General features: G+C 69.6%; 12 protein-coding genes. 4 read left to right on the top strand and 8 right to left on the bottom strand.

Annotation, left to right across the window (positions count from 1 at the left end):
- Positions 1-8 precede the first annotated feature (8 nt).
- The gene (locus AB0I06_RS33430; RefSeq protein ID WP_363122630.1) at positions 9-2,156 is read left to right on the top strand and encodes an MMPL family transporter; all 2,148 of its coding nucleotides are present in this window, start codon (positions 9-11) and stop codon (positions 2,154-2,156) included.
- 202 nt (positions 2,157-2,358) lie between these two features.
- Here AB0I06_RS33430 and AB0I06_RS33435 read toward each other — a convergent pair whose 3' ends face one another.
- Complete coding sequence (locus tag AB0I06_RS33435; protein WP_363122619.1) at positions 2,359-2,724, bottom strand: STAS domain-containing protein; 366 nt, start codon at positions 2,722-2,724, stop codon at positions 2,359-2,361.
- 367 nt (positions 2,725-3,091) lie between these two features.
- On the opposite strand from AB0I06_RS33435, the gene uppS reads away from it, so the two are divergent.
- Together uppS and AB0I06_RS33445 are read left to right on the top strand one after the other, a co-directional pair.
- Positions 3,092-3,859, top strand: coding sequence for a polyprenyl diphosphate synthase (gene uppS / locus AB0I06_RS33440; protein WP_363122631.1), 768 nt, complete (start codon positions 3,092-3,094; stop codon positions 3,857-3,859).
- Between the two features lie 86 nt (positions 3,860-3,945).
- On the top strand, positions 3,946-5,361 hold the full coding sequence (locus tag AB0I06_RS33445) for an oxygenase MpaB family protein (protein ID WP_363122632.1): 1,416 nt from the start codon (positions 3,946-3,948) through the stop codon (positions 5,359-5,361).
- A 241-nt stretch (positions 5,362-5,602) separates the two neighbouring features.
- Here AB0I06_RS33445 and AB0I06_RS33450 read toward each other — a convergent pair whose 3' ends face one another.
- The 5 genes from AB0I06_RS33450 to AB0I06_RS33470 form a co-directional block, all read right to left on the bottom strand.
- Positions 5,603-5,758, bottom strand: coding sequence for a DUF6131 family protein (locus AB0I06_RS33450; RefSeq protein ID WP_363122620.1), 156 nt, complete (start codon positions 5,756-5,758; stop codon positions 5,603-5,605).
- Between the two features lie 215 nt (positions 5,759-5,973).
- Positions 5,974-6,594: a phosphatase PAP2 family protein gene (locus AB0I06_RS33455; RefSeq protein WP_363122621.1), complete on the bottom strand. Its 621-nt coding sequence runs from the start codon at positions 6,592-6,594 to the stop codon at positions 5,974-5,976.
- A 208-nt stretch (positions 6,595-6,802) separates the two neighbouring features.
- Positions 6,803-7,513 (bottom strand): hypothetical protein, encoded by a 711-nt coding sequence (locus AB0I06_RS33460; protein ID WP_363122622.1) that lies wholly within the window; start codon positions 7,511-7,513, stop codon positions 6,803-6,805.
- A 622-nt stretch (positions 7,514-8,135) separates the two neighbouring features.
- The gene (locus AB0I06_RS33465) at positions 8,136-8,459 is read right to left on the bottom strand and encodes an STAS domain-containing protein (RefSeq protein ID WP_363122623.1); all 324 of its coding nucleotides are present in this window, start codon (positions 8,457-8,459) and stop codon (positions 8,136-8,138) included.
- 448 nt (positions 8,460-8,907) lie between these two features.
- The gene (locus AB0I06_RS33470; RefSeq protein ID WP_363122624.1) at positions 8,908-9,078 is read right to left on the bottom strand and encodes a hydrophobic protein; all 171 of its coding nucleotides are present in this window, start codon (positions 9,076-9,078) and stop codon (positions 8,908-8,910) included.
- Positions 9,079-9,643: 565 nt separating this feature from the next.
- Between AB0I06_RS33470 and AB0I06_RS33475 the strand changes: the two genes are divergently transcribed.
- The gene (locus AB0I06_RS33475; protein WP_363122625.1) at positions 9,644-10,642 is read left to right on the top strand and encodes a YdcF family protein; all 999 of its coding nucleotides are present in this window, start codon (positions 9,644-9,646) and stop codon (positions 10,640-10,642) included.
- A gap of 208 nt (positions 10,643-10,850) precedes the next feature.
- Here the strand turns inward: AB0I06_RS33475 and AB0I06_RS33480 are convergent, their stop codons facing one another.
- Positions 10,851-11,552, bottom strand: a complete 702-nt coding sequence (locus AB0I06_RS33480; protein WP_363122626.1) for a GntR family transcriptional regulator — start codon at positions 11,550-11,552, stop codon at positions 10,851-10,853.
- A gap of 107 nt (positions 11,553-11,659) precedes the next feature.
- A complete protein-coding gene (locus AB0I06_RS33485; protein ID WP_363122627.1) occupies positions 11,660-12,340 on the bottom strand; it encodes a haloacid dehalogenase type II in 681 nt (226 codons plus the stop codon).
- Positions 12,341-12,780 lie beyond the last annotated feature (440 nt).

The following is a 12,780-nucleotide window of genomic DNA, read 5'->3' on the forward strand; positions in this document are numbered from 1 at the left end:
CACGCGACATGATCGCGATCTCCGGTCCCACCACCGGCCGGGCGGGTGTCTTCGGACGTCTGGCCCTGTGGTCCCAGCGCCACCGCTGGAGCGCCCTGCTCCTGTGGATCCTCGCCGTCGCGGTCATCGCCGTCGGCGCCCGGAGCGTGGGCAGCGCCTACCGCAACGACTTCACCCTGCCCGGCACCGACTCCCAGGCCGCCGCCGACCTGCTGAAGCGGCACGGCTCCGCGCAGGCGGGCGGCAGTGTCCAGATCGTCTTCCAGGACACCGACGGACTGAGCGGTGATCGCCCGGCCATCGGGCGGACCCTCGACCGGGTGCGTGACCTGCCCGGCGTCGCCGACGTCCGCAGCCCCTACGCGGACGCCTCCGCCGTCTCCGAGGACGGCACCATCGGATATGCCACCGTCGTCCTGGACGGCAAAGCGGAGGACATCCCCGAAGAGGACGTCGCGCGGATCGTCGACACCGCCAAGTCGGCCGCTCGGGACGGACTGCGGGTAGAGCTCGGCGGGGATGCGGTGCGCGGCGCCGAGGAGGAGAGCGGCGGGGGCGCCGAAGGCGCGGGCATGCTCGCCGCCCTGGTCATCCTCGTACTGCTCTTCGGATCGGTGGTGGCCGCCGCACTGCCGCTGGTCACCGCGCTCTTCGCGGTCGGCGGCGCGATCGGCCTGATCATGCTGGCCTCCCACGTCTTCACCGTCGCCGACTTCACTCCGCCGATCATGATGCTGGTCGGCCTCGGTGTCGGCGTCGACTACGCGCTGCTGATCTTCTACCGCTACCGGCACGAACTCATCCGGGGCGCGGACCGGCAGACCGCCACCCAGACCGCCCTGGATGCCGCGGGCCGCACGGTCTTCTTCGCCGGGTGCACCGTCATCATCGCGCTGCTCGGCCTGGTCGCCCTGGGCCTCGGATCCCTCCAGGGGGTGGCCGTCGCCGTCGCGCTGACCGTCCTGGTCACCATGGCCACCTCGCTGACCCTGCTGCCCGCTCTCCTCGCGCTCGTCGGCGACCGCATCCGGCGACACGTACGCAAACGCTCCGCCAAGGCCCAAGCCAAGGGCAGGGAGGAGGGCGTTCGCTGGCGGCGGCTGGCCTCCGCCGTGCAGCGGCGCCCCCTGCCCGCCCTGCTGGCCGCCGTCCTGGCCCTCCTGGCCCTGTCCGCCCCGGCTCTCGGCATGCGCCTCGGCTTCGCCGACGCGGGCAACGACCCGGCCTCGTCCACCAGCCGAAGGGCCTACGACCTGCTGGCCCAGGGCTTCGGAGCCGGCTTCAACGGTCCGCTGCTCGCGGTCAGCCAGGGTGACGCCGACGCCGCCGAGCAACTGCGGACCACCCTGACCGCTACCGAGGGCCTCGCCGCCGCCACACCACCGCTGCCGTCCACGGACGGCACCGTGTTCACCGTCATCGCGTTCCCCACGACCTCACCACAGGACGCGAGCACCGCCGCCCTCGTCCACACCCTGCGCGACGATGTCCTGCCCCGGCTCGCCGAACGCACCGGCGCCGACTACCTGGTCGGCGGGCCCACCGCGGCCGCCCAGGACTTCGCCGACTCCGTCTCGGCCCGGATACCGCTCTTCGTCGCCATCGTCGTCGGTCTGTCCGCGCTGCTGCTCCTGCTGGTCTTCCGTTCCGTCCTGATCCCCCTGAAGGCCGCCCTGCTCAACCTCCTGTCGATCGCCGCCGCGCTCGGCGTGATCACCCTGGTCTTCCAGCACGGCTGGTTCGGGGTACAGCCGGGACCCGTCGAGGCTTTCATCCCCGTGATGATCTTCGCGATCGTCTTCGGGCTCTCCATGGACTACGAGGTGTTCCTCATCTCCCGCATCCATGAGGAATGGGAGCGGACACGCGACCACTCGCTCGCGGTCCGTGAGGGCCTGGCAGCCACGGGCAAGGTCATCACGGCCGCGGCGGCCATCATGATCGTGGTCTTCGCCGCCTTCGTCCTCAGCCCCGATCGCATGCTCCAGCAGTTCGGTCTCGGCCTCGCGGTCGCCGTCTTCCTCGACGCCGTGGTGATCCGCTGCCTGATCGTCCCGGCCGCGATGCAACTCATCGGCCCCCGCGCCTGGTGGCTGCCCGCCCCACTGGCCCGCCACCTGCCGAGGGTGGCACTGGAACGGCCGACCGACCAATGACCGTCGGAGAACCGGTGGTGACGACTCCCCGCGCGCAGCGGCCTCTGCCCGCTGCCGGCCGCGAGCATGCGGTGGCGCGGCTGGAGGCATGAGTCACCCGGCCGAGGCGGGCGGTCGATCCGCATGCGACGGTCGACCAAGCGATCGGCGTTCTCACCGCAGCACCCACGCCACGTGCCGACGGCCCCCCGCAGGCGACGGGTCAGGCGGTCAGGGCCTGCTCGGCGGTGGGGTGGCATGTGATGACGGTGTCGAGTCCGACCAGTTGCAGGACGCGGAGGACGGAATGCTGAGCCCCCGCGATACGCACCCACCCGCCGGCGCCGCTCACCTGCCGGTGGGCGGCGACGAAGACGTTGATGCCGCTGGAGTCCATGAAGGTCACACCGCTGAGATCGGCCACGATCCGCGCCGGCACCACCTCGTCCTGGCCCAGCAGGGCTGTGCGCAGCTGGTCCTGGACATCGTGGTCGATCTCGCCGCGCAGGGCCACGACACGGGCCTCGCCGACCACGCGGTGCTCCGCGGTGAGCCCGCGCGGCTGGTGAGCTTGGGCGGTGTGGGCCACGGTCTCCTCGCCAACGATCCAGGCCTGCCCTCGTGGGGCCTCGTACGCAGGTGATTCTGCCCGACCGAACCCCCGGGATGCACCCACATCACTGCGCACAGCCTCTCGCGCCCGTCCGGGTGGCGCCGGCGGTCGCCGATGATGACGCCAGATCCGCTCTGCCGCACACCACCGGGCGTTCTGATCGGCTAGGACATCAGTACCAAAGGTGAATCCGGACGGATGCCTGGGTCCCGGAGGCCGGGCGCTGCCAGTCTGCTGCTGAAGATCGCAGGCGGCGCGGCGCCGGGGGAGGCGCGCAGTGGCGTGCCTGCCATGGGGGCACGGAGGACCGGGCGTGACAGTGTGGCAGTCCACGGACGACACGATGCCCTCCGCCTCGGCTGCTCGCCCGGAACCCACCGGGGCGGGTCCGCGGGGAGTGCCGCGGCATGTGGCCTGTGTGATGGACGGCAACGGCAGGTGGGCCCAGCAGCGGTCGTTGCCGCGCACGTACGGGCACCGCGCGGCGGAGACGACGGTGATCGACGTCATCGAGGCGGCACGTTCGGTCGGGGTGGGCTGGCTGAGCCTGTTCGCGTTCTCCACCGAGAACTGGCGCCGCCCGGACACCGAGGTCGCCTTCCTGATGCACCTGGTGCGGCGGGTGGTGCGCAAGCACGCGCCGCTGTTGCACGCACGGGGTATCCGCTGCCGCTTCCTCGGCATGACCGATCCCCGCATCCCGCCGGAGCTGGGCCGGGACATCGACGACCTGATGACGCTGACCGCACAGAACCGGGGCATGACGTTGACGGTCGCCTTCGACCACGGTGGCCGACGGGACATCGTCGAGTCCGCGCGGTCGCTGATCCGCGCCGGTGTGCCGGCCGAGACGGTGACCGAGGAGATGTTCGCCGTTCACCTGCCCATGGCCGACACCCCGGATGTGGACCTGGTCATCCGTACCTCCGGCGAACAGCGCATCTCCAACTTCATGCTCTGGCAGGTCGCGTACGCCGAATGGCTCTTCCCGCCGGTGCTGTGGCCCGACTTCCGCGCACCGGACTTCCTTCACTGCCTGCACACCTACCGGCAACGCGAGCGCCGCTTCGGCGCCGTACCGACGGACGAGAACGGACATCCCCGATCGTGACTACTGCCGACAACCGTCAGGCCGAGACCGACGACGCCGCCTTCACTCCCCGCGGCGGCGGGGACGGTGGCGCTTCCGACGAAGCGTTGTTCGGTCCCGGCTCCCAATTCCACGCGCTCATCAACGATCCGCGCTGGGCGCTGGCCATGGTCCGGGCGACCGTACTGGAGGCCGCACACCCCCAGATCGGCGCCGCTCTGCTGGACAACTCCACGTTCGTCGCCCACCCCTGGCGGCGGCTGAAGAACACCTTCCTCAGCATGCAGCGCATGTTCGGCGCCGACGAGCAGGTGCGCCGACGGGAGGCCGCACGGCTCAACCGACTGCACGCCCGCTTGCGCGGCACCGGCGCCGACAACCGGCCCTACGACGCGATGGACCCCGCCGTGCGCGCCTGGGTGGTGGGAACCATGTTCGAAAGCGCCGTCACCATGTGCCGGCTCAGCGGACAGCCTCTGGAACAGAAGACGATGGAGCGGCTGTACGTCGAGTTCCGGGCCTACCTGGCCGCCATGGGAGGAGAAGCCGGTCATCTGCCGCCCACCCTCGCCGAGTTCTGGCCCTACTTCGACCGGGTGGTCGAGGAGGAGCTGGAGAACACGGAGGCGATGCGGATCATCCTGTTCAAGCTCTTCGACCACCTGCCCGCCCCGCCGGTGCTCAGCGGGTTTCCCGCATTGTGGGCCACCGGCCGGGCCCTGGCCGGTCCGGCCATCGGAGCGATCACCGTGGCCTCACTGCCCGAAGCGTTCCGCCGCAAGACCGGCCTGCCCGAAATCGCAGGAGCGCAGACCCTGATGCAGGGCGCCTACCTCGCCGCCGGCCTGGCCCGCTTCCTGCCCGACGGCTGGATCCAGGCCGCCGGTATCGTCGACCTGCTCGCAACCTCCCCGCACAGCGACGACCCCCGCGCCCGCACCATCACCGCCCTGGGTGAGCAGATGAAACGCGCCGGCGCCCTCCTGAGGCTCCTCACCCCCCTCCCCAGGCAGCCGGAACACGAGCACACGGGGGATGCGCCGACCCAGTACAGCGCGCAGGAGTTCTTTACCGAGGTCCTCGACCAGACCGGGGACGGCTACCTGGACTGGCCCGACCTCGCCGCGATGGCCCGCGAGCTGGCCGGCCGTCTCGACCTTGACGAACCCGAGGAGACCAGGCTCTACAACGCCTACGCCGACTGGTGGCGCGAACTCCAATCGGCCCTCGATACGGACGGCGACGGACGCGTCAGCGCCCGTGAGTACGCCGCCGCGGTCCCCTCCCTGGCCGGCCCCGCACTGATCAGGGTCGCCGAGGTTCTGTTCGACGTGACCGACAAGGACGGCAACCAGCGCATCGACGCCGACGAATACCGGGCCCTGTTCCAGACAGCCTTCCACCGCGACATCGCCACCAGTGGCGGCACGTACGAACGCAGCGCGTTCGTCGGCGAGTTCCTGTCCTTCATGTCCGGACGCCGGCGCACCACCCCCTTCGACCCGCTGCTGGCCCAGGCCTGATCAGAAATCGGCTCAGAGCAACAGTCCAGCTCGATCCCTATCCGCCACGGTGATCCCGGCCCGGTGGCTACTGGACCTGCGGATCCTTGGCGACCGGGTCGAGGACGGGAAGGGCAACACCGCACGCCGCCCTTTGCCGACGACCCCGGTGGAGCCGTCAACGTCCGGCCCCGCTACAGGGCGCGGCCGGACGGATGCGGCGTTCGGCGATTGCTTGATGTGAGGGGCCGCCCCAGGGCGGTCACCAGTAGTGTCGGCGACCGGCGAACGCGTGTCCCATGGAGCCCATGATCCACAGAATCGCGCCGATGACCGCGAGGACGATGCCGATCGTCCACAGGATGGATATGCCGGTGACGAAGCCGACGACCAGCAAGATGATGCCGAGGAGGAGCATGGCGGCCTCCGGTGCTCATGCGGTGGTACTGCCTCCACTGTGAACCCATGGCGCCGCGCCGGGCAAGAGCTCGGCATCCTGTACCTGCGGTAGTAGCCGGACGTGGTGCAGCGGGGGAGCGGTGGTCATCGGCTCCCTGAAAGGTTCGTGCTGCTGAAGTACGCGAAGGCCGGCAAGGCCGCCGCCCAGGCAGGCGGCCTTGCCGATGAGGGCGTTCAGCACCAGCGCCGCATGATCAGGTGCGGGGCATGCCGGATGAGCCACGCGCTGAGCAGACCGATGGAGGCGCCGGCGGCGACGTCACTGGCGTAGTGAGCGCCGGACTGCACCCGTTCGACGGCGACCATGACGGCCGGTGCCGCACACGTGATCCCCGCGGCGGGCCAGGTGGGTGCGACGGCGGCCGTGAAGGCTATAGCGGCTGCGGTGTGGCCGGAGGGGAAGGACGAGGAGTCGGGACGGTCATCGACCTCATCGTGCGGAAACCATTCCTTCGGCGGCCTGGGCCGGTCGGACAGCTGCTTTCCCACGCCGTTGGACACCAACTGCGCCAGCGCCAGCGCAGCAACCCCCTGGACAGCCGCCTTCCGGCCACGCCACCCGCCGACGGCAGCCATCACCGCGGCCGCGCCCAACCACAGCTTCGAGCTCTCCGCCGCCTCCTCGATCACTGACAGCACGTGGCCGACGGGAGCGGGAATACGTGTGCCCGCCTGCTGTGTGACGGCCGCGTCGGCCTCGTACATCATTGTCCGCATGCTCATGATCTGCACATGTCCCCGGGGGCGGCAGATCACACCCAAGAGCATCGCTTTGGGCGAGAGCCAGGTGAGCACAGGCCGGTGATCACCCGGCCCGCTGGTGACGCCTGATGCAGAGCGGGCGGTCTTCGTCGTTCCACTTCCGGGTGTCAGGCGGTTCGACGTACGGCACGTCCTTCGGGCGGGTGGATGCCGGCGCTGGCGCGCCGGCGCGTGTCGCGGCTGTGCTTTCCCCTGGGACGGTGGTCGCGAACGGCGGGCTCGGACTGCTTCTGAAGCTGGTCTATTCGTGCAGCCAGACCCGCAGTGGACCGACCGGCTCGAAGCCGTGGCGGACGGCAGCCGCCAGGTCGTCACCGTGTTCGTAGCCCACCACTGGCAGAGTGGGGAACAGCCAGTGCACCGCGTCCAGGACGACCGGCCACGCCGCGTCAGGGCCGCCGTCCGGTGCGAAGACGTTGGAGATTCCGACCACATGGTCGCTGCGACTCGCCACCGCGCCGGCGACCACCAGGCCGCTGGAGGACCGTCCGGCGAGCACGAAGGTGGCCGGGTCGTCGAGGAGTTCGGGCCGGAAGAGGCTTGCGTTGCCGTCCCCGTCGTCCCACGCCCGCGCCCAGGTGTGCAGTGTGTCCGGGTCGCCCGCCACGTCCCAGGCAAGAGCCGGCGCGACAGCGGACTTGCTCGCCGGGCGGTGGATCCACTGCGCCTCGAACAGGACCTCGAAGCCAGCCTCGTTCAGGTCGAGGTCAGCAAAGCTGTCCTTGACGGAGGCGCCCGGCGTGGTGGTGTGGATCCGCGCCGCCAGCGCGGCGGGGTCGGCTCCCGGCACGAGTGTCACCGCGTCGGGGTAGTACAGGGGCGTGCGGGACGGGGCGGTCCAAGCCTGCGGGCCGAACTCGCCCTCCAGGCCGTGCGACCGGCTCATCGCTGCGCACCACTCGGCGTTGTTGCGGGCGGCGGCCCGGACGATGAGCTGCTTCGACGTCGTCACGCATGCGGATCATGCCCTGTCCCATGCCGGTGGTCGAACGCTTTTCCGCGTCCCGCAGGAGGGCTGTCTCACCCGAAGGCCCGTCGGCCGGTTCCAGACGCATCATGTGAAGAGACCGCGGACAAGGGACCCTCCACGCGTTGAGAGCATGAACTGCCGGATGCTTGTGGCGATGACGACCCTGTCCCTGTTGACGGCCAGGGCCAACGGGGCGGGGTGGCGGGTCGTCGCCAACGGCTGCGGCGAGGGCAGCGACCACGACGGCCCCAACCCTGTTCGGCGGGCCGCTGGATGGCCTGCTGCTGGACATCCACGGGTGGCGGACCGAGGACGTCGGTGACGGTGTCGCCCTGTCCACCGAACTGCCGCGGTGGCCTGGCTCGAACCCGGCGCCTGCGAGCAGTTCGCCACCGCATCCTCGCCCGGTCAGCGCCGGGCACCTGGCAGCGGCTTGTCGCGATAGCCGGCCCTATCCCGAAGAGCGGCTCACTCCAGGGGCGCGTCCGCGTTGCCCAGAGTGGCGACGTTCGCCCGCCGTAACGGTGCACCACAGGCCCTGGAGCGATCAGTCATCTCCGAGGCCCGGCGATTATGGATGCCGCTCCCACGGGGCTGCGAGCGGTCAGGCGGCCTGCGCTGCGTCGGGGGTCAGCAGAGCGTCGGTCTCGGTCAGGCGCAGCACGCTCGCGGGCTGGCTTTGCAGGCCAGTGACGAGGAGCCGGCCGCCCTCGGCCAGAAGGCGGCGGCGCAGTTTCAGCAGGAGGTTCAGGCCGACAGAGTCCATGAAGGACACTCCGGACATCTCCAGGTGCAAGGTCTTGCCGTCGAGGGGGATGACCAGCGTCGCTTCTTCGAGAGCGGGGCACGAGTCGAGATCCATCTCCCCGGCCACGGTGACGACGGTGCGGTCGGAGTGCTGTCGCGTGGTGATGGTGAGGTCGTTCATGGTTCGCCCCTCGTTTCCGGGGGTCGAGCCCATCACACCCCCGCATTGGGGGCATCAAGCGCGTGACGTGGGGGCACGCACAGTCGAGCAAGACAACCCGCACCACATCCCGACCACTCGACGCGGCCTTCAGGGGCGGCGCGGGGCCTCCTGCCAAACCAGGCTGGCTGTCCGTCCAACGTCGCACACGCCGGGCATCGGCCGCCAGCATGCGATGGCAAAAGATGCATCCCGGCACGTGTCGATACGGCTTCAGGCTCGTGCGGTTGCGGGGCCGGGACAGGCACTCATTCTGCGACACAATTCCGGCCCGGGCTCCTTGGCGCCGCCCGTGAAGATGGCTTTCACCCTGTCAGGACCGCAATCGTCCTTTGGAGCGGGGTACGCCGGTGGGCCCCGGACACTGTCCGGGGCCCACGACGGCTCGTGTCGGTTCGTGCTGACTGGCCTACCAGCGATACCAGCGGCCCTTACGGCCACCGCTGTCCACGGTGCGGATGACGAAGCCCAGCAGCCAGACCACCAGCACGATCACCGCGATCCACCACAGGGCCTTGAGCGCGAAGCCCGCGCCGAAAAGGATGAGAGCCAGCAGCAGAACGAGAAGCAGGGGAACCATAGTTATCGACCTCCGCCGCTCCTTGTGCCCGCCGAACCGGGAGAACACACGGACGAATTCCCTGGTTTCTTCACTGAGCCTGTGGGAACCGGACCCAGTTCCTCCACGCACACCCACCAGCCTGGCCGACGGCAACAGGGCATGGGCCTGCTGCGAGGCCGGTTGAACGCTCCGGCGCGCCTGCTGGCACAGACGACATGCCCGCCCGGCATCCACAGCCGGTTTCCTTCCGAGGAAGAGGATGCCGCCGGTGAAGTCGAGGGCGGTGGCTGGTGACGGCGACCATGATGTCGGAGGCCACGCCGCCGGAAGCGTCGGCGACTGCGACGCACACGCCGACCAGGCCTCGCGTTTCGGCGCCGGCACCACCGGCACGACATGCGGGTCCCGCCGAACGCACCACCGCCCGCCCGCGTTCGGCGCACCACAGCGGGTCTGGGAGGATGGCCGGCGGTAGTCCGCACCGGGTCCACGTATCGCACGTGTTCGGGAACCTGCGGGCGACGAGAGGCGGACGGGTACGGGCAGCGGCCCGGCGGGCGGGTAGAGCGGAGCGGTGCGGCACATGCGGGAGTACCCGGAATACCTCGCTGCGGTCGTGTTCGCCGCGGGCGGCGTCGTCAACGCCCTGCTGGCACCGCACCGGTTCTCCACCGCCGTCCTGTTCTGCCTCGCGGTGACCTCTGCCGGACTCGGCGTGGCCGCTCGCAGTGCGGGCGCCCACCCGACCATCGCCACCGTCCTCGCCGTCGCCGTCCTGCTCCTGGCGCTCACGCTTGGCCTGCTGCTGCTGGCCGACGGCGCCCTGCTGGTCCGGCGCTACGGACCGCAGGCGGCCCTGCTGGCGACCGGGGCCGCCGGCTGCGCGGTGCTGGCGGTGCTCGGCCTCGACGCGGCCTTCCACGCGGTCGGCGGCGAGGCGTTCGGGGCCTTCGTGGTCGCGGTGAACGCGGTCGCGGGATACCTCACTCTGCTCTTCGTGGTCTTCGCCGGTTATGTATTCGTCCGGGGCCGCAGTACCCCTCTGCCGGAAACCACCCATGTCGTGGTCCTGGGCGCCGGGCTCGACGGTGACCGGCCAGGCCCGCTGCTGACCCGCAGGCTGGAGCGCGCCCTGGCGATCGACGCCGCCCGCGCACCGGAGAGGCCTGGTGTGGTGTTCGTCGTCTCGGGCGGCCAAGGCGACGACGAGGTCCGTTCCGAGGCGGACGCGATGGCCGCCTATCTGCGCGGGCGCGGAGTGTCCGCCGACCGGATCGTGCGGGAAGACCGCTCCGTCAACACCGGGCAGAACCTCCGCTTCAGCGCGGCCCTCGTGGACGGCACCACTCCCGACCACCGTGCCACGGTGGTCACCAGCGGCTTCCACGTCTACCGCACGACCCTGCTGGCCCGCCGCGTCGGCGTACCCGTGCACGTCGTGGGCGCGCCGACCTCCCCCGCCTACTGGCTGGCCGCGACACTGCGCGAATTCGCCGCCATCCTGTGGCTGGACCGCTTCCTCCTGGTCGGGCTCAGCCTGTTGCTGGCAGTGCCGGTGGCGACGGCGCTCTTCGAGCACTGAAGCGCCGACCGGGCTGCCCTCTCATGCGGTGGGCGCTCGAGTTGATGCCGTCGTAGTGCTCCTTGCGTGGGCGAGTCCGAGGATCCGTCGCCGGACTCGGCCGGTAAGACGACGCCGTCTCTCCCGCAAGCTGCGGGAGAGACGGCGTCGTCGGCAGGCGGCCTGGGCAGGTTCGACAAGCGCCTTCGTTCACCCAGCATTCTGATAGTCAACAGCCCCTGGGCAGCGCACCGGACCCGGCCGCTGCACCCCCGTCGTTGCTGTCGGTCTGGCCTCGCAGCGCTGATTGGAAGTGCTGTGCCAGTTCCCGCTTGAACACCTCCGTGTCGCCCTCCAGTGCGACCTCGGCCAGCCTCGCGTGCTCCACAGCGATGTCGTGCAGGTCGCTGTAGGAGGGGTGGTCGACCAGGAGATAGAGGCGCAGCTTGGTCTCCCAACCGTTCCAGAGGTTGCGCAGCGTACCGTGTCCCGACAAGTCGTAGAACAGCCTGTGGAACTGAAGGTGCGCATCGACGCTGGCCGGGATGTCGTTCTTCTCGATCGCGCGGTTCAATTCCTCGATCGTCTGCCTCAACTTGGGCTGCTCGGGCCCCCGGAGCGCTTCGATGGCGAGCTCCGCGGCATAAGGCTCGACGAGCAAGCGGATCGAGGCGATCTCAGCGATCTCCTCAGCGCTGACCTCGACGACGAACGCCCCCCGGAAGGGGACCTTCACGACCAAGCCCTCCTCCTCGAGCCTGGTCAGCGCCTCACGCAACGGGGAACGACTGATTCCGAGATCCGTCGCGATGTCCCTTTCACGCAGTTGTCCACCGGGAGGCACGGTCCCGTCGAGAATGGCTCCGCGTAGCACGCGGTACACACCCTCCGGAGTCGTCGTCCGCTCCAACCCTCCGAACTTGGGGTCCATCCCGGTCACCTCTCTGGTCGGTTGTCGACCACACAGGCTACAGCTCGTACGCGTCGCGCAGTGCCATGGAACGGGACCCCCAAGCAGGGTGGTGGAGGGCCGTGCGATCAAGGGCGCGGCAGGCCCAGGAGGACCGGCAGGTCGGCGATGTCGGTGATCCGCTCGTAGCCGAGCCACGGCTCGTCGGGCTCGAAGCCTCGGTCCATGTAGACCATGTGCTTGATGCCGAGGGCGGCGGCCGGGCGCAGGTCGTACTTGGGGCTGGCCGAGACGTGCACGATCTCGTCCGGTGCCGCCCCCAGCTTGTCCAGCGTGTACTCGAACGCGCGAAGCCGGGGCTTGTAGACACCCATCTGCTCGGCGGTGATCACCACCTCGAACGGCGCCTTGAGGTTCTCCACCAGCTGCGGCGCGAACGCGTCGTCACTGTTGGTCACGATCACCAGGGGGTACTCCTCGGCCAGCCTCCTGAGCGCCTCGGTCACTCCGGGGTACGGCGTCCAGGTGGGGATCTCGTCGTACACCGCCTGGCCGTCGCCCTCCCGGTACTCCACGCCGAACCGTGCGCAGGTCCGCACCAGCGCGTCCGTGACGATCCGGTCGAACGGCTTGTACTCGCCCATGCACTCGTCGATCCGGTACATGTTGCCGGCCCGGGTGAAGTCGGCGACGAGCTCCTGCGGCAGCCGGTCTCCCAGTACCCGACGGATCGCGTCGCCGATGCGGAAGTGGGTCAGGGTCCCGTTCATGTCGAACGAGATGAACTTGGGCTTGACGTCAAATGCCACGGGGTCCTCCAACGTTTGTTCGGCCTTGGAGCGTCAGCGACGCTGCGAGGGATGGATGGTCGATTGTCGACCAAGAGGGTTTATGTGACGGTCTGGCCGTGAGCGTTCGGGGTTCTATCGAACCGTGCTCGGTCTCTTGTCGATTGTCGACCATATGTGTATGGTCGACAACTGTCAACGACGGGACCTCGAACTTCCCCTCAAACTTTCTCCGCCCGGACATCACTGAGGTCGTGCTGCAAGTCGGGCCTCGGAACGCGCGGTCTCCGGGCGGCGGTGAGCGAACTTCCTCCGGCGGATTTTGAGAGGGCCCGACCCAAGTGCGTTCAGAGCCGCTGACGGCAGTGGCAGGAGAGAGCAGCGATATGAAGTTCACCCCTTACTGGCTGGACACCGCTCCTCAGGGACCGGACCGGTCCGGGACCGAGATCGGCGGGCGT

The sequence above is a fragment of the Streptomyces sp. NPDC050674 genome (assembly GCF_040654575.1).
Lineage (GTDB): Bacteria > Actinomycetota > Actinomycetes > Streptomycetales > Streptomycetaceae > Streptomyces.

What these genes read in the sequence shown, in the direction of transcription:
- AB0I06_RS33430 (WP_363122630.1), top strand. Translation starts at nt 9, where the DNA reads ATGATCGCGATCTCCGGTCCCACCACCGGCCGGGCGGGTGTCTTCGGA.
- uppS (WP_363122631.1), top strand. Translation starts at nt 3,092, where the DNA reads ATGCCCTCCGCCTCGGCTGCTCGCCCGGAACCCACCGGGGCGGGTCCG.
- AB0I06_RS33450 (WP_363122620.1), bottom strand. Translation starts at nt 5,758, where the DNA reads ATGCTCCTCCTCGGCATCATCTTGCTGGTCGTCGGCTTCGTCACCGGC.
- AB0I06_RS33465 (WP_363122623.1), bottom strand. Translation starts at nt 8,459, where the DNA reads ATGAACGACCTCACCATCACCACGCGACAGCACTCCGACCGCACCGTC.
- AB0I06_RS33470 (WP_363122624.1), bottom strand. Translation starts at nt 9,078, where the DNA reads ATGGTTCCCCTGCTTCTCGTTCTGCTGCTGGCTCTCATCCTTTTCGGC.
- AB0I06_RS33475 (WP_363122625.1), top strand. Translation starts at nt 9,644, where the DNA reads ATGCGGGAGTACCCGGAATACCTCGCTGCGGTCGTGTTCGCCGCGGGC.
- AB0I06_RS33480 (WP_363122626.1), bottom strand. Translation starts at nt 11,552, where the DNA reads ATGGACCCCAAGTTCGGAGGGTTGGAGCGGACGACGACTCCGGAGGGT.